Origin of the sequence: Pseudomonas sp. C27(2019) (assembly GCF_008807395.1) — a bacterium.
Taxonomy (GTDB): Bacteria; Pseudomonadota; Gammaproteobacteria; order Pseudomonadales; family Pseudomonadaceae; genus Denitrificimonas.
In genome coordinates this window covers 2,506,097-2,523,133 of the sequence record NZ_CP043320.1, presented here as the reverse complement: position 1 = coordinate 2,523,133, position 17,037 = coordinate 2,506,097, and the positions used below count along the sequence as shown (strand labels likewise).

General features: G+C 50.3%; 15 protein-coding genes. 4 read left to right on the top strand and 11 right to left on the bottom strand.

Features of this window, described 5'->3' with window-relative positions; translation table 11 throughout:
• Window positions 1-89 precede the first annotated feature (89 nt).
• The 3 genes from codA to FXF61_RS11525 form a co-directional block, all read right to left on the bottom strand.
• Window positions 90-1,346: a cytosine deaminase gene (codA, locus tag FXF61_RS11535; protein ID WP_151185410.1), complete on the bottom strand. Its 1,257-nt coding sequence runs from the start codon at window positions 1,344-1,346 to the stop codon at window positions 90-92.
• Window positions 1,347-1,370: 24 nt separating this feature from the next.
• Complete coding sequence (locus tag FXF61_RS11530; RefSeq protein WP_218571801.1) at window positions 1,371-2,558, bottom strand: MFS transporter; 1,188 nt, start codon at window positions 2,556-2,558, stop codon at window positions 1,371-1,373.
• A gap of 266 nt (window positions 2,559-2,824) precedes the next feature.
• On the bottom strand, window positions 2,825-4,762 hold the full coding sequence (locus tag FXF61_RS11525) for a DNA topoisomerase III (RefSeq protein ID WP_151185409.1): 1,938 nt from the start codon (window positions 4,760-4,762) through the stop codon (window positions 2,825-2,827).
• 233 nt (window positions 4,763-4,995) lie between these two features.
• Between FXF61_RS11525 and FXF61_RS11520 the strand changes: the two genes are divergently transcribed.
• The 4 genes from FXF61_RS11520 (at window position 4,996) to FXF61_RS11505 (ending at window position 7,151) form a co-directional block, all read left to right on the top strand.
• Window positions 4,996-5,385: a nucleotidyltransferase domain-containing protein gene (locus FXF61_RS11520; RefSeq protein WP_151185408.1), complete on the top strand. Its 390-nt coding sequence runs from the start codon at window positions 4,996-4,998 to the stop codon at window positions 5,383-5,385.
• A complete protein-coding gene (locus tag FXF61_RS11515) occupies window positions 5,378-5,785 on the top strand; it encodes a DUF86 domain-containing protein (protein ID WP_151185407.1) in 408 nt (135 codons plus the stop codon). Before FXF61_RS11520 ends, FXF61_RS11515 begins: the two co-directional genes overlap by 8 nt.
• 90 nt (window positions 5,786-5,875) lie before the next feature.
• Window positions 5,876-6,529, top strand: a complete 654-nt coding sequence (gene elbB / locus FXF61_RS11510; RefSeq protein ID WP_151185406.1) for an isoprenoid biosynthesis glyoxalase ElbB — start codon at window positions 5,876-5,878, stop codon at window positions 6,527-6,529.
• A 157-nt stretch (window positions 6,530-6,686) separates the two neighbouring features.
• Window positions 6,687-7,151, top strand: coding sequence for a thioesterase family protein (locus tag FXF61_RS11505; RefSeq protein ID WP_151185405.1), 465 nt, complete (start codon window positions 6,687-6,689; stop codon window positions 7,149-7,151).
• Here FXF61_RS11505 and FXF61_RS11500 read toward each other — a convergent pair.
• From FXF61_RS11500 to FXF61_RS11465, 8 genes are all read right to left on the bottom strand, one after another.
• On the bottom strand, window positions 7,140-7,613 hold the full coding sequence (locus FXF61_RS11500; protein ID WP_151185404.1) for a YaiI/YqxD family protein: 474 nt from the start codon (window positions 7,611-7,613) through the stop codon (window positions 7,140-7,142). The genes FXF61_RS11505 and FXF61_RS11500 overlap by 12 nt on opposite strands.
• A 66-nt stretch (window positions 7,614-7,679) precedes the next feature.
• Window positions 7,680-8,444 (bottom strand): TerC family protein, encoded by a 765-nt coding sequence (locus tag FXF61_RS11495; protein ID WP_151185403.1) that lies wholly within the window; start codon window positions 8,442-8,444, stop codon window positions 7,680-7,682.
• A 6-nt stretch (window positions 8,445-8,450) separates the two neighbouring features.
• Window positions 8,451-9,023: a mechanosensitive ion channel family protein gene (locus FXF61_RS11490; protein WP_151185402.1), complete on the bottom strand. Its 573-nt coding sequence runs from the start codon at window positions 9,021-9,023 to the stop codon at window positions 8,451-8,453.
• Entirely contained in the window at window positions 9,020-10,945 is a 1,926-nt protein-coding gene (locus tag FXF61_RS11485) for an ATP-binding cassette domain-containing protein (RefSeq protein WP_151185401.1), read from the bottom strand. Before FXF61_RS11485 ends, FXF61_RS11490 begins: the two co-directional genes overlap by 4 nt.
• Window positions 10,946-11,070: 125 nt before the next feature.
• Window positions 11,071-11,940: an MBL fold metallo-hydrolase gene (locus FXF61_RS11480; RefSeq protein WP_151185400.1), complete on the bottom strand. Its 870-nt coding sequence runs from the start codon at window positions 11,938-11,940 to the stop codon at window positions 11,071-11,073.
• A gap of 65 nt (window positions 11,941-12,005) precedes the next feature.
• On the bottom strand, window positions 12,006-13,778 hold the full coding sequence (locus FXF61_RS11475) for an acyl-CoA dehydrogenase C-terminal domain-containing protein (RefSeq protein WP_151185399.1): 1,773 nt from the start codon (window positions 13,776-13,778) through the stop codon (window positions 12,006-12,008).
• 63 nt (window positions 13,779-13,841) lie between these two features.
• The gene (locus FXF61_RS11470; RefSeq protein ID WP_151185398.1) at window positions 13,842-15,218 is read right to left on the bottom strand and encodes a solute carrier family 23 protein; all 1,377 of its coding nucleotides are present in this window, start codon (window positions 15,216-15,218) and stop codon (window positions 13,842-13,844) included.
• 95 nt (window positions 15,219-15,313) lie between these two features.
• Window positions 15,314-16,936, bottom strand: coding sequence for an acyl-CoA synthetase (locus FXF61_RS11465; RefSeq protein ID WP_151185397.1), 1,623 nt, complete (start codon window positions 16,934-16,936; stop codon window positions 15,314-15,316).
• Window positions 16,937-17,037 lie beyond the last annotated feature (101 nt).

The following is a 17,037-nucleotide window of genomic DNA, read 5'->3' as shown; positions in this document are numbered from 1 at the left end:
CGAGCACATAATGTTGAAACCATTTAACGGGCGGGCACTTGTGCCCGCGATTAGAGGCCGTGGGCATAAATGCCCACCCTACTTTTTGCTTATAGCGTTTTTCTATACAAATCCAGTTCGATCTCATAGCTGGGCTCAGGCTTCTTGAACAGGTACTCGCCATTGCGGATCGAGGCCAACACATCAGCGCGCTGGCGCACGGCTTCAAAGGGGCTGTCGGCATCCAACACCAAGAAGTTGGCGGGTTTACCCACCTCCACACCGTACTGATCTTCAACATTTAAGGTTTTCGCACCATTAAAGGTAATCAAGTCCAGACAGGTTTCCAGCTGCGCCATGGACATGGTTTGTGCCATGTGAATGCCGTTGTCCAAGATATTCATCAGGTTACCGTTACCGGCTGGGTACCAAGGGTCGCTGATAGAGTCCTGACCAAAGCACACGTTAATGCCGCTCTCCCAAAATTCTTTGACCCGAGTCATGCCGCGGCGCTTGGGGTAGGTGTCTTGGCGGCCTTGCAGGTAGGCGTTTTCCGTCGGTAAAGCAATAAAGTTCAAGCCAGACTTTTGGAACAAGCCCATCATGCGAAACGCATAGGCGTTGTCTGCGGAACCGAATGAGCAGGTGTGGCTGGCGGCAGTGCGGCTACCAATGCCTTCGCTCATGGCGAGGGCGTTGAGCAGTTCCACAAAACGGCTCATCACATCATCGGTTTCATCACAGTGCACGTCGATCAGCTTGTCGTATTTCATCGCCAGTTCAACGGTTCTGTGGATGGACTTTTCACCAATCTCCCGGGCCCATTCAAAATGGGGGATACTGCCCACAGCGTCAGCACCCATTTTTAGCGCTTCTTCCACCATTTCGTCACCGCCTTTATAGGCGTACATGCCTTCTTGGGGGAAAGCGACAATCTGAATGGTGACGTTGTCTTTTAATTCCTCACGCACTTCCAACATGGCTTTCAAACCAGTGAGGTTGGGGTCACAGACATCAATATGGGTGCGGATAAATTGCACACCCTTGGAGACTTCTTCTTGAATGCCTTTTAAAGCGCGCTGTTTAGCATCAGCAAAGGTTTGGTTGCTTTTAATATCATGCCAGCGGGCAATGCCTTCAAATAGAGTGCCACTATCGTTCTTGGCTCCAGCTTGCTGGCCGGTGTACACATAGTCCAAGTGCAGGTGCGCGTCCACGTAGGGTGGCACCACTAGGCGGCCTTTAAGGTCAATCACCTCACCGGCTTCAGGCAAATTGCTGCCAATGGCTTTAATCACACCTTTATCGACCAAAATTTCAGTGGCGTCGCTGTTGCGATAAATGTTGGCGTTAATAAATTTTTTCATTACACACTCCTTACCGAGAATCTACTAAGAGCTCAGGGTTTTTTGTGCCATAAAAGCAATCGCTATGGCTGGGATGAAACAAAGAATAGACAAGTAAACAATTCCGAGCACGCCCACGTTGGTCATGTGGGTGAGAATGAGTCCGCCGAGCCAAGTGGCAATCATGATGGAGAAGTTAAACACACTGGATTGCACAGAAGTGGCCACGGCTTTGGCTTCTTCTACTTGCTTGCTGACCGCCGCTTGATACATGGTCACCAGTGGCCCAAAGGCCAGTCCCCAGAGGAAGAAAGCCACATGGGACACACCGTTAGTGCCGCCAAGCACGACAAACATCAGCATCGCGCCCACACCGCAGGCCAGCATGGCAACGATTAAACCGCGCAAATGGCTGTCAATGATTTTCGCCGATAAAACCACGGACAGCACCGAGCCGATGCCGAAAATTAACAACGCTAAACTGATGCCGCCGACGAACTCCAGCGTCTCAACCAGCAGAGTGATATAGGTGTAGGTACTGTAGTGGGCTACCACCGATAGAAAGGTCAGTAGCAGGACGATTAACACCGTGGGCATTTTTAACATGGCCAGCGGTGAGTTGCTTTGGGTAAGCTTTTCACCTTTGACTGAAGGCAGGTATTTCATGGCCAGCAGCGCAATGGAGGCACCCATCACACCGAGCAATAAGAACACCGTGCGCCAGCCAATCTGCGTGCCGATAAAGGTCATAAAAGGCAAGCCGAGGCTGACCCCAAAGGTATTACCGGCCATGATGATGGTAATGGCGCGACCGTGCATGTTTTCTGGCACCAGTGCGGTGCCGTAGGCAGCAATCATCGGCCACATAATACCGGCACAGATACCGCCGAGAATGCGCATAGCAACGATAAGGGCGTAGGACGAGGTGATGCCCACCACGATATTTGAAACGGTAAAGCCGGCCAGCAAGGCCAGTAACAGAATTTTGCGGTTGACCCATAAGGTCATGCTGATCAGTGGGATGGCAAACAGCGCCGAGGCCAGTGCATAGATGCCCACCAAAAAGCCCACTTGGGTTTGCTCAATGCCCAGCCCTTCGGTCATTTGCGGCAAGATGCCAGACGGCACCAGCTCCGACAAAATACCCACAAAGGTGACGCTGGCCATCAGGCCAAATACAAACCAAGACATGTAGTTCTGCCCATTAGGGCTGTTTTTTGCAAGATTGGACATGCTTACTCCGAATTAATCATAGCGTGCGCAAGGCCATGCAGTGCCGTGCAGCGAGTAACATGCTCATTTTTCGACCGAAGCCGTCGTGAAGAAGTTAGAGTGCGCAGGTGTCGCGTCAAAGACAGTGCGAGATGGCACTCTAGAGTGGAAATGATCATTAGCAAGCTAACGAAGTATAGTTATATCTAAGACAGATCTTTAATGTTTTTGCAAGCACATATTGGTTAGTGATGGGTTCTGAATGCTTGAATTGCCGGCAGAGTCGCTTATTTAGTGGCTTTAGGACGGTTGTATGGAGAGCGCCGTGCAGCTGCTTTTCGCCTGCGCGGTGCTTTGCCGTGGCCTTTTAGCCCTGCAAAATGAATGCGCCCTACGTGTTGAATCAGGTTGTTTAATCCTTCCAACATGGGGTTCATAAACTGGTTATAGCTCATGCGTTTTTCCGCAATGGCTTCCAGCTGGGATTCCCAGTGGGCGGTCATATCCGGCAAAACCATGGTCTCAGGCAGAGCCAAGATTAAACGGCGGCCCACTTCAGTGGCATGGATTTCTTTGCCCTGCTTTGTCAGAAAGCCACGCTTAAACAGCAGTTCAATAATGCCTGCACGGGTGGCTTCGGTGCCAAGACCATCGGTTTCGCGCAGTACCTTTTTAATCTCAGGGTCCGACACATAACGGGCAATGCCAGTCATCGCCGCCAGCAAAGTGGCGTCAGTGAAATGCTTGGGTGGACTGGTTTGTTTTTCATCCAGTCGGCCATCGATGCACTGCACGGTTTCGCCTTTACTTACGTTAGGTAGTTGGGTGGCAGAGAACTCTGAATCTTCAGTGCCGGCTTTACGCTCTGGCAATAGCGCTTTCCAGCCTTTATGCAGCACTTCTTTTTGCCGGCTGATAAATAGGCCACCGCTCACTTCGGTATCAATTTGCTTTTCTTGGTAGGTAAAGGCCGGGTAAAACTGCATCAGGTATTGGCGCGCCACCAGCTCATATATTTTTTGTTCATCGGCAGTCAAGCGGCTGGCATCCATGGCGCGGCTGGTGGGGATAATCGCGTGGTGCGCGCCGACTTTGCCATCATCCCAGGCTTTGGACTTCAGCGATAAATCAGCATTTGTAACGGCTGCAGCCAACGTCGGACTGGTGTGCGCAATGGCCTGAGTGACCGAATCCTTATCGAGATAGTGGCCTTGCGGTATGTAACGGCAATCTGAGCGTGGATAGGTGATCAGCTTGTGGGTTTCATAAAGCCTCTGGCAAATATCCAGTGTTTTTTGCGCATTAAAATTAAAGCGCTTGGAGGCGTCGATTTGTAATGAAGATAAATTATAGGACAGGGGTGCGGCTTGTTTTTTCACGCTTTCAGTGACGGTACGCACCTGTCCAGATTGGTTGAGGACTTTTTTCAGCACTGTTTCTGCAAGCTTTTTAAGTAACACGCGGCCGTCTTCATCCATATAGGCTTCGCAGGCGGCACTGGGTTTCCACTTGGCGCTATAGGTCTGTTTGTTATCAGTTTGCAGCGTTATAAACACATCATAGAATGGCTTAGTAATAAAGTTTTCAATCTCGATATCACGGTGCACCACCAAGCCCAATAGCGGCGTTTGCACGCGACCGACCGAGAGCACGCCCTGATAACCTGATGCTTGTCCCTGCAAAGTACAGAGTCGTGTCATGTTAATTCCATACAGCCAGTCAGCGCGGGCGCGCGCCAGTGCTGAAGTAGCCAGCGCAATAAAGTCGATATTGCGGCGCATATTATTGAGTGAACGTGTGATCGCAGCGGGGTTCATGTCACTGATCAAGCAGCGCTGCGTAGCCATACGTTTGGCTTTAGAGACGCCACTGTAATTAATCACCTCATCAACCAGAATCTGCCCAACTCTATCCGGATCGCCCATATTGACCAGCACATCGGCTTGCTTAATCAGTTTTTTTACCACGCTAAGCTGCTTACGAGTGGCCGGTTTAACTTGATGCTTCCATTCGCTTGGGATGATGGGTAAATGCGCTTTGTGCCACTTTTTATAGTCGGGATTGTAGGCTTCGGGTTCTGCTTGCTCAAGTAAATGGCCGATGCACCAGGTCACCACATCGCCGTTGCCGACTGTAATGAAACCATCGCCGGATTTATGCGGCTTGGGTAAAACGGCGGCAACTGCTCGACCGACGCTGGGCTTTTCAGCTATGTATAAAATCACTTGGTTTTCTCACTGATAAGGGCGACATCACGCAAAATGGCACCAGTCTATTGATCAGGCTGCTTTTTTCTAACTATAGCTGCATTTTCAGCTTTGTCTTGGTGGGTGCAGTCAGGCGTTTTAGGTGCAGTAGCGAATACAGTAGTGAATAAAGAGGTGGAAAAGGATATCGCTGCAGCACATTCGCCAACCCGCTATCATAGCGGCAACCCAACTCAAATACGGGCAAACGCATGAATATCATCAACCAATGCATCAGCTTTGCGCAAAACGATCCAGACATCGCGGTGCTTTGGTTATACGGCTCGCAAGCAAAAGGTACGGCCAGCGCGCACAGTGATTATGACTTTGCCATTGCCTTTAGTGTGTTTAAAAAAGACCCTTGGCAACAGCGCTTGCGCCCAGAGCTACTGGCCGAAAAGTGGGCAGAACAGCTGGGTGTGCCGAGTCAAAAAATCTCCATTGTCGATATCAACCAGATACCCTTGCCGCTGGCATTTAGCATCATCAGTAGCGGTAAAGTAGTGTTGAGCAAAAACACAATGCGACTGATAAAAGAAGAGCAGCGCATCAGCTCAATGTGGGAAATCGACTATCAATACCACAGGCGACACTATGGATGACATATATAGGTATGCAATGCAGGAGCAGATTGCTGCTCTTGAAGAAGAACTTCAGGAAATCGAGCGCCTTTTACAGCAGCATGAGCACATGCCAACATTGCTGTATCGGGCGCTTGAGCGTTGCATGCAGCTTCTGATAGAGGCCTGCATTGGTATCGCAAAGCAAACCCTGAAAGGCCAAAACCAGCATGTGCCCAGTGAAGCGCGGCAGGTGCTCGAAAAGCTCAAAGCCGAAGGGTTGGACTCTAGCGGCATTCCTTGGCGTCAAGTGATTGGTATGCGAAATGCGATTGTGCATGACTACCTCAATCTTGACCGCGACCTTGTCGCTGATGTCATCCGTCAAGGGCACTACAAAGCTTTGTTAGCATTCGCTAAAGAAAAACTCAACGCGCCTTAATTAACTCGCATTGACGCAAATCCGGTTGGCCTAACAGCGCCTTGCATGATATGAATGAATGCATGGTTTTAATGAATCAGGAGAAGCATTATGAGTAAAAAAGTAGCGATCATTTTATCTGGATGCGGTGTTTTCGATGGTGCAGAAATTAACGAAACCGTGCTGACTGCGTTGAGCTTGGATCAGCAGGGCGCGCAGGTTGAGTATTTTGCGCCAGATATTACCCAGCACCATGTGCTCAATCACCAGACCGGTGAAGAAATGCCTGAGCAGCGCAACGTGTTGGTGGAATCTGGGCGCATTACCCGTGGCAAATCCCGTGATATACGTGAGCTAAAAGCAGCAGATTTTGATGCGGTGATTTTGCCCGGTGGCTTTGGCGTGGCGAAAAACCTGTCGGACTTTGCCAGCGCTGGCGCAGATTGTACGGTGCAAGCCGATACGCTGCAGGCGATTGTGCAGTTTAAAGAGGCGAAAAAACCGGTCGGTTTAATCTGCATCGCTCCGGCTTTATCAGCCAAGATCTTTGGTGAAGGCGTGCGCTGTACCATTGGTACCGATGCCGACACCGCTGCGGCGATGACGCAAATGGGCGCAGAGCATCAAGACTGCGCGGTGGACGGTATTGTTGTCGACGAGGCCAATCGTTTAGTCACAACACCGGCCTATATGCTGGCGCAATCGATCAGCGAAGCGGCAAAAGGCATTAACAAACTTGTCGAACAGGTTTTAAGCATGGCTTAATAACCAAGATAAAGTGCTTACCAGTGCCGTGCAGCATTCGCGGTCTGGTAAGCGCTGCTTTAACAGATATATAAATAATAAAAATAAAGAGTGTTTTTGACGGTATTGTGCCTGTGAAAATACTGCCATTAAGCAAAAAACGCAGGATCATACTGTTATGAGTGCAACAGAGTTAGCTCCAGAGCTGATGCAAGCCGCGCAATATTTTTTTGATCAAATCCCATTTAACCATCTTGTCGGCATCCAGGTGGATTCGTTGTCGACTGAAGAAGTGCGTATGCATGTGTTGATGCGTGAAGAGTTGGTTGGCAACCATATTCAAGGGATTTTGCATGGCGGCGTGATTGCTTCAATTTTGGATGTGGCGGGCGGCGCGATGGCTTTGTTGGGTGCTTTTCAGCGCTTTCCAGAATTGCCAGCGGTAGAGCGGATGATGAGTTTGTCGAAGCTGGGTACCATTGATATGCGTGTTGATTACTTGCGACCCGGGCGCGGCAAGCGCTTTGATGCGGTGTCGACCTTGTTGCGCGCGGGTAATAAAGTTGCGGTAGTTCGCAGTGAGCTGCATAACGATGAAGGCTATTTAATTGCGGTCAGCACCGCGACCTATTTAGTCGGTTGAGGCGTTACTGGGCAGCTTAGCTAAACGGGTAAGAATCCGATCCAATGCATTAGAGAACGCTTGTTTGTCGCGCTCATCGTAGGCGCGCTGGCCACCCGACATCTGCCCGTGATCACGCAGATCAGTGAATAAATTACGCATCGCCAAGCGGTCACCCATATTGCGCTCAGTAAATTCCTCACCGCGCGGATCTAAGGCGATGGCTTGCTTTTTAATTAAGCGATCAGCCAGAGGAATATCGCTGCAAATCACCAGCTCATTGGCTGCGACGTTATCGACAATATAGTCATCTGCAGCATCGGGGCCGCTAGGGACAACAATTAATTGTACGCAAGCAAAGTTAGGCCGAGGCTGTGCTTGCCCAGCGACTAAAATCACCGAAAACTTACGTTTTAAAGCAAGCTTAATCACTTGATCTCGGGCTAAGCGTGGACAAGCATCAGCATCTATCCAGACGCGCATTCGGTTACTCCTCTGTACGACATAAGCGCCGCCAGAGCGCTTGTATTAAATATTTTGCGGTGTGTTTTATGAATGGGGCAAGTCTTTATCGGCTTGCTCTGGTTCGCCCGCAGGGCGTTTCATTCTCATCGCCTTGCGCATCTTAATGTTCAGTGCTTCAACGCCTAAAGAAAACGCCATAGCAAAGTAAATGTAGCCTTTCGGCACATGCACACCAAAGGCCTCGGCAATCAACAGGGTGCCGACTACGATTAAGAAAGACAAAGCCAAAACTTTCAGTGAAGGGTGTTTGTCAATAAAGGCGCTGATGGTGCTGGCTGATAGCATCATCACCACAATCGAAATCATAATCGCGGCAATCATTACCGGCACATGTTCCACCAAGCCAACCGCAGTAATCACTGAGTCCAGTGAGAAAATAATATCAATCACCGCGATCTGCAAAATCACCCCAAGAAAACCTGCTTTAACCCCTGCGCCTTGCTGAGAGGTTTGTTCACCTTCGACGCTGTGCCAAATTTCCACGGTGCTTTTAAATAAGAGGAATAAACCACCAAAAAACAGAATCAAGTCACGCCCAGAAAACCCGTGGCCTAAAACCTCAAACAGGTCGGCGGTCAGGCGCATAATCCAGGTGATGGAGAGCAACAGCAAAATGCGTGTGCCCATTGCTAAGCTGAGGCCGATAAAGCGGCCTTTAGCTTGTTGGTGAACAGGTAAACGGCTCACCAAAATCGAAATAAAAATAATATTATCGATACCCAGCACGATTTCCAGTGCGGTTAGGGTGAGAAAAGCAATCCAGATTTCGGGGTTGGTCAACCATTCCATATAGGGTTATTTCTCTTGCGGTTGAGGAAGCTCTGGACCACGCCAGCGGCGAATGACCTTTTGGAAAAACAAACTGTTGGGTATTTGTAGCAGCGCGCCCTCATGGCCTTCAGTCAGATCTTCTAGGGTGGTATAGAAGATGTTGATCATTACCACACGGCCTTTTACTCCAGGTTTATCAGCGCTTTCCATGACCTCCACACGATCACCAAGACGAAACGGGCCGACGGTAAAGATCAGTGCCGCACAAAATATATTTGACAGCACACTCCATATAGCAAAAAAGGCCAGCGCGGCCACAGCCAGAAAACCTGTTAAAGCTGTCCACAGCACACTGGCAGAGACACCAAAACGCTCAAGGATCAGCAGCAAGGCGCTACCGATGATCAACCAGCGCACTGTGCCGCGCAACGGCAACAGCATGCTTGGTGGCATATGGTAGCGACCGGCTAAGCTGGTCAGGCCGCGGGCTAATAAGCGCTGCAATGACCATGCAGCCAGCGCAATAAGTAAAACTTGGCCGCCGGGAATGAGCAGGCTGATCCAATCAACCGCCCATTGTTCAAACCAGTTCGTCATTGGCTTGTCTCAAGTTCATTTTGTAGTGCTTCCAATTCCTCTAGGCTGCCCAGCCAGGCTTCTTCCAATTCTGCCTGTTGTTGCAGCAAGTGAGTTTGGGTGCTTAAGTGCTGCTTGAGCAGGTCTTTTTGTGATTGCTCATAGAGACTGTTATCAGCCAATAGCGCTTCCAGCCCGTCCAGCTCTTTTTGAATGCTGTCGAGTTTCTTCTCTAAGGTGTCGGCGTGCTTACGCAGCGGGGCCAGTTGTTTGCGTATTTCAGCAGCGGCTTGACGCTGTGCGCGGCGATCAACTTTATCAATGACAGGCGTATTGCTGGTATCGGTGTTGCTGCTGGCTTGCTGGCGCAATCGATACTCGCTGAGCCATTGACTGTAATCCTCAAGATCGCCTGCAAACTCCTGCACGCGGCCCTCGGCAACCAGATACAGCTCATCCACGGTGCTTTTAATCAGGTGCCGGTCGTGCGATACCAACAGTAGAGCGCCTGAGAAGTCTTGCAGCGCCATGCTCAAGGCTTGGCGCATTTCTAAATCAAGGTGGTTGGTCGGTTCATCGAGCAGCAGCAGATTGGGTTTGCCCCAAGCAATCAGCGCTAAGGCTAAACGTGCTTTTTCACCGCCAGAGAAATTGAGTACCGGCTCATCGCAGCGCTTGCCGCGAAAATCAAAACCACCTAAAAAATCGCGCAAGACTTGCTCGCGTTCAGTGGGGGCGATGCGCTGTACGTGCAGCAAAGGGCTGGCTTTAGGGTCAAGCGAATCCAGTTGATGCTGGGCAAAATAACCGATCACTAGGTTTTCACCGCAGGTCAGCTTGCCGGCCAATAGCGGCAAATCGCTCATGATGCTTTTAATCAGGGTGGATTTACCCGCACCGTTGGGACCCAGCAAAGCAATTCGCGCGCCGGGCACCAGCTGCAGTTTTACATTGCTTAAAATAGGCTGCTCAGCGCTATACCCCAGCTTGGCCTGATCCAGATCGAGCAGCGGGCTGGAAACCTTATCGGCCTCGCGGAAGACAAAATCAAAGGGTGAGTCAAAGTGTGCCGCAGATAATTCTTCCATGCGCTCCAAGGCTTTAACCCGGCTTTGCGCTTGTTTGGCTTTACTGGCTTTGGCTTTAAAGCGGCGGATAAAGTCTTCCATGTGCGCACGTTGCGCTTGTTGTTTTTCGAAGGCGAGCTGCTGCTGCATGATGCGCTCAGCACGAGCACGTTCAAAGGCCGTATAACCGCCGCGATACAGGATTAATTTTTGCTGATCGACATGCACGATGTGGCCGACCACAGCATCTAAAAAATCCCGATCATGCGAGATCAACAATAAAGTGCCAGGGTAATTCTGCAACCAGCCTTCAAGCCAAAGAATCGCATCCAGATCCAAGTGGTTGGTCGGCTCATCAAGCAGCAGTAAATCCGATGGGCACATCAGCGCTTGCGCCAAGTTTAAACGCATACGCCAACCGCCAGAGAAGCTGTTGACTTGATTGTCCATCTGCGCTTCGAGAAAGCCTAAACCGGCCAACAATTTGCGCGCGCGCGCATCAGCGGTATAGGCGTCGGCACTGTCCAACTCTGAGTGCAAGCGGCCCAGTTCGGCTCCGTCTTGCTGTTGTTCGGCTTGCGCCAGTTTGTGTTGAATAGCGCGCAAATGCGTGTCGCCATCGAGCACATAATCAATCGCATTGCGATCAGGCGCATCAATTTCTTGGCGCATGTGGGCAATGCGCCAGTTGGCCGGTAAAGCACAGTCACCGGCATCCGGGTGCAGCTTGCCACGCAGCAAGGCGAAGAGGCTGGATTTACCAGCGCCATTGGCGCCAATTAAGCCGACTTTATGCCCTGGATGCAGGGTTAAATCTGCGTTTTCCAATAGGCGAAGTGGGCCACGTTGTAGGGTCAGTTCTGAGATTCGTATCATGGCGCGCAGTTTAGCAGTTTCGCGGCCGTAACCAATATGGAGCGAGAAATATTTGCTTGCTGTGTGTACTGACAGGCTGGGTCATGCGTTATGCGGTGACCCAGCAAGATAGATTGCCGGTGCGTTTAGCTTGCCAGTTGCTGCGCTGCTGACTGTGCATCGGCAACGCCATAGCGACCACGCTCATCGCGGGTAATGGCGGCAATCGCCACGGCAGGGTCGTGGGTGAACACTAAACGGCCTTGGCGCGCATACAAATCATCGAGCAATGTTTGTTTTTCTTCAATCAAGCATTCGGGGAAACGGTCATAGCCCATGGTAATGGGTAGATGTACCCAAGGTGCGCCGGGAATGAGGTCACCAGGGAAAACTACAGGGCCGTCCGGCATGGCAACTTCCGGCAGCATTTGCCCTGGGGTGTGGCCATGACTCCAATGCAAACGCCAGCCGTCACCCAAGAGGGGGTGGCTTGGACTGTCATCTTCAACCAGATGCAAGCGGCCGCTGTCTTTGAGCAGGGCAAGTAGCTCTGGGATATAAGAGGCACGGTCGCGAGCGTGCGGGTTATTAGCGCGCTGCCATTGTCCTGCGCCAGTTATAAATTGTGCGTTGGGGAATAATAGCTTAGCGGGCTGGTCTTCTTGCCAAGCAGAGAGCAAGCCACCAGCATGATCAAAATGCAGGTGGGTGAGCACGACAATATCAATATCGTTATGGCTTAAGCCATGCTCAGCGAGGCTATCGAGCAACACATGATGGCTTTCTTGTACGCCAAAACGCTCTTTCATCTCCGGTGAGAAAAAAGCACCAATACCGGTTTCAATTAAAATGTTACGACCGTCTTCCTGCACCAATAGCGCGCGACAACCCAAGTCAATACGGTTTAACTCATCGGGCTGCATCCAGCGTTGCCAGAGGGCTTTTGGGGCGTTACCAAACATCGCGCCGCCATCAAGCTTTTGGCTGTTACCTTGCAGGGTGGTTAAGGTTCTCATTAACGTTGTGCTCCTGTTCAGTATTTTGCCCAGCCCTACAGTGTAATAGGGCTGGGTCACTTCGCTTAAAACTGCTCTGCTGCAAGCCCGTACAAAGGTCGGCTACCGGCTTTGATGCTGGCTTCTAAGCTGAGTGTGCGTGGCAACATGCGGCTGAAGTAGAAATCCGCTGTGGCCAATTTAGCGCTATAAAACTCAGGGTCTTGAGCATGGTTTTTCTGCGCGGTGTTGGCCATACGTGACCACATCCAAGCGTAAGCAACGTAGCCAAACAAGTGCAGGTACTCAACCGAGGCCGCACCGATTTCGTTCTTATCTTCAGCTGCGTGTTCCAGCAGCCATTGGCTGACACTTTCTAGGCGCTCAACTGCGCAGAGTACTTCTGCACTGTATAAGATGTCGGGTTGGCTGATTTGTTCACGAATACGGCGGGTGAATGTTTTTAGGAATGCGCCGTTATTGGCAACCAGCTTGCGGCCCGCTAAGTCCAGCGCTTGAATACCGTTGGTGCCTTCATAAATTTGTGCAATGCGCACATCACGTACCAACTGCTCTTGACCCCATTCGCGTACATAGCCATGGCCACCAAACACTTGCTGGCCGTGGATGCAGCTTTCTAAACCAGTGTCGGTAAAAAATGCTTTGGTGACAGGCGTGAGCAGTGCGACTAAGTCTTGAGCTTGTTCAGCGAGCGCGCTGTCGGGGCTGTACTTGGCAATATCCAATTGTTTGCCCACATAACAAGCAAATGCGCGGCCGCCTTCAGTCATGCTTTTCATGGTGAGTAGCATGCGGCGAACATCGGCATGGACAATAATTGCATCAGCATCTTGCTCTGGACTTTCTACGCCGCTAGCCGCGCGGCTTTGAATACGCTCCCGGGCATACGCCGCTGCTCGTTGGTAGGAGAGTTCAGCGCAGCCAATGCCTTGGATACCAATGGATAAACGTTCGTAGTTCATCATGGTAAACATCGCCGCCAGACCTTTGTTGGGCTCACCAACTAAATAGCCTGTGGCGCCATCAAAGTTTATTACGCAGGTGGATGAGGCTTTGATACCCATTTTTTCTTCTATGGAGCCGCAGTTGACTGCATTTGCTGCACCTAACGAACCGTCGGCATTGATATTGATTTTAGGGACTAAAAATAATGAAATACCACGAGCGCCGGCTGGAGCATCGGGCAGTTTGGCAAGCACCAAGTGAATGATGTTTTCTGTGAGGTCTTGATCACCACCGGTAATAAAAATTTTGCTGCCAGTGATTTTGTAACTGCCGTCGCTTTCTTCTGTAGCGCGGGTTCGGATCAGCCCTAAGTCAGTACCCGCATGGGCCTCGGTTAAACACATTACACCGGCCCAGCGGCCTTCATACAGTGGCGGTAAGTAGGTGTTTTTTAGTTCTTCACTGGCATGTGCATCAATGGCTAAACACGCCCCAGAGGTCAGTGCTGAGTACAGTGCAAAGCTTGAGTCTGCGGCGTACAGCATTTCTTCAAATTGTACAGAAAGCATTTTTGGCATGCCCATTCCGCCGTAAGTTGGATTGCCAGATAAGCCAACCCAGCCGCCTTCAATGTAGGTGTTGTAGGCTTCTTTAAAGCCATCAGGTGTGGTGACTAAACCATTGTCCCACTGTGCGCCTTGCTCATCGCCGTTACGGCTTAGCGGGGCGATCAGTTGGCCAGTGACTTTTGCCGCCTCCTCAAGAATGGCATCAGCGGTTTCGCTATCAACAGCGTCTTGCAGTTGGGGCAATTGTTCCCAGACGTTTGAGGCATTAAAAACTTCATGCAGTACAAAACGTAAATCACGCAGAGGAGCGTTAAAATCAGACATGATCTATCCTCTTTAGAGTGCGGTAGCCGCTGTTAAAGCAGGCTACCAAGTGTAGTAGGTTGATTATTCTTCAGGGATTGAATCAGCTTTTTCAGCTGGTTGTGCTGTGGTGAATTTCAGCAGGTGTGTGCGTTCTATTAAAATATACAGCACTGCACCTGTGGCTAAACCCCAGCCCGCGCCATATACCGCCAATACCACACCCATGGTCCCAGCAATGCCGCGCTCAGTGTTGTTGTTGAGTTGCTCAAAACCCACCATTAAGCAAATGTAGCCAGTGAGCACTAAGGTCAGCGATAAGGCAATCGGCAGTACTGGCTGGAAAAATGTTACCAATGGCAGCATAAATAGCGCGAGAAAGCCGGTGATCCAAAAGGTGCCGCTGCCGCTGTAAATTGACTCCATGGCGTTGCGACCGTACTTGTAGCGCTCAGCCATGGTCGCAGCAACTGCAGTCCATAGTGGACCTGCTAAGCCAGGGTAGGGTGCAAAGAATGCATGCAAGGCGTTACGCAATGCGGTAACTAAGTGCACACGGTCGATATTCGTATCGATTTTCTCATCAGGGCGCAGCTCATCCGCACGCTGCATCAATGATTGGCCAACGATAATGTCACCAAAAGCAATGATATAAGCAATCACTGCAGTGGGAACGGCCAGCATAAACACCTTGGCATCAGGAAAGCCAAGTGTAAACGGAAGGTAGTTCCACATTTCAGCAAAGGCAGGAGCTGTGATACCAAAACGGATGTTTGGCATATTATATTCACCGACAGCAATACCAATGAAAATAGCAATCAGCATGCCGGGTACCATGCCGTAGTTGACGATTTTACGGGCGAATGGCAGACGCTCAGTTAAGCCTCGAAAGGACACTGAAAACATCAGGTATAGACAGGCTACGCTGCCAATCACTAGAGAAATTGGCGTGTTAGCTAAGCGCCCACCCGCATCAATTTCGCCGATTAGGGCTGCGATACCAGCACCAATGATGATGCCGCCTTTCATCGAGTTGGGAATAATGCGCACCAGTGCGCTACCCAATCGAGTGATACCTAGGACTAAGAAAACCACAAAGACCAAAAATTGCAAAGCAAATAAAGCTTGAATGGCCTCGGGGCCCGGCTCGTAATCACCTAAAAAAAGTAAAACAACGGGAATGCCGGGGGTGATCCAGCCTGGTACAAACGGTATGCCTAGCAGTGCAGGCAACATAAAACCAATACCACACACAGTGACATACGCCAGAGCAACATCGTAGGGCAGGCCTAAGTATTTCTCTAACAGCGGGATCATCCCTAAACTGACCACGAACATGATCAGCGCCTGAAACATTTCTGCCGTTTCCCAGCGGTAGTGGACAAAGGGCAGCCTTACTTTAAAAGGGCCCGCTGGCCAGTAAGGTTGTTCTTCACCGTCTTTGCGTTGATAAAGTTGCATAGATATAGCCTCTTAAGTTGACTGTGCTAGCAGTGCGCGAGTGTCAATGACTGCACAGCCTTAATTGTTATGGTGACAGTGTTAGCGACACGCTTTTACAACGCTCGTGCTGTTTCACGCAGTACAAACTTTTGTATTTTCCCTGTTGAGGTTTTTGGAAGGTCTGTGAATATGACGGTTTTTGGCACTTTAAATGAGGCCATGTTTTCGCGACAAAAACTGATGATTTTTTCTGCGGTAATATGCTCTTGGCCAGGTTTTAACGTGATAAATGCACAGGGTGTTTCTCCCCAGCGCTCATCGGGGCGTGCAACAACAGCTGCTTCCAATACTGCAGGGTGGTTGTAAAGAACACCCTCTAGCTCAATAGTGGATATGTTTTCACCGCCAGAAATAATAATGTCTTTTGAACGGTCTTTAATTTCGACATAGCCATCTTCATGCCACACGGCTAAGTCGCCAGTATGGAACCAGCCACCTTTAAAGGCTTTGTCGGTAGCCGTAGGGTTTTTTAGATAGCCTTTCATCACGGTATTACCGCGCATGAAGATTTCACCAATGGTTTCGCCATCTTTAGGCGTGGGGTCTAGGGTGTTGGGGTCAGCAACCATCACAGCTTCAAGTGTTGGGTAGCGCACACCTTGGCGTGATTTGATGGCGGCGCGCTCTGCCAGCGGCAAGGCATCCCACTCAGCATGCCATGCACACAAAGTGACTGGGCCGTACACTTCAGTGAGGCCATAAACGTGAGTGACTTCAACGCCCATTTCTTCAACAGCACCGATCACTTGCGCAGGTGGTGCGGCGCCGGCCACCATCACCTTCACTTGGTGTTCAATGGCTGCTTTTTCTTCAGCTGGTATATTCACTAGGGTTTGCATAACAATGGGCGCGCTACACAAGTGAGTGACTTTTTCGTCGAGAATCAGCCGCATAACATGCTGTGCATCAGCACGACGTAAAAATACATGCACACCAGCCAGCGCCGTTACGGTCCAGGGGTAACACCAGCCGTTGCAGTGAAACATCGGCAGTGTCCATAAATACACGGGATGATTGCCCATCGCCCAGGTCATTTGGTTGCCCATGGAGTTGAGGAATGCGCCGCGGTGGTGATAGACCACACCTTTGGGATTACCGGTTGTGCCTGAGGTGTAGTTTAACGCGATAGCTTGCCACTCATCGTCTGGCCACTGCCAAGCAAAATCGTCATCACCTTCAGCCAAGAAATCTTCATAGTTTAGGTTGCTTACGGGTTTGCCTTTGCCATAGGCGGGATCATCAACATCGATAAGCAATGGTGGCTCTTCAAGCATGCCGCAGGCAGCCTGCGCAACCTCGCTAAACTCGCGGTCAACTACCAATACTTTTGCTTCGCCGTGTTGCAGCATAAAGCTGATTGTTTCAGCGTCGAGGCGCACATTGAGCGTATTGATGACTGCACCAACCATAGGTACAGAAAAGTGCAACTCTAGCATTTCAGGAATATTGGGCAGAATAACCGCAACGGTATCGTCCTTACCAATACCACGCTTAGCCAGTGCAGAAGCAAATTTGCGACAGCGAGTATAGGTTTCTCCCCAGGTACGGCGGATGGTGCCGTGCACAACGGCTGGATAGTCTGGATAAATTGCAGCAGTGCGTTCAATAAAACTTAATGGGCTGAGTGCAACATGATTGACTTCGTTGCGAGCAAGGCCTTGTTCATAGATCGACATAGTAACCACCTTTAGTTTGTAGATATCCCTGTGCTTTATTGTTACTTACCAACGTAAATTATTGAGCAACTATAAGCTTGAATTGTTGTTCAATTTCATAG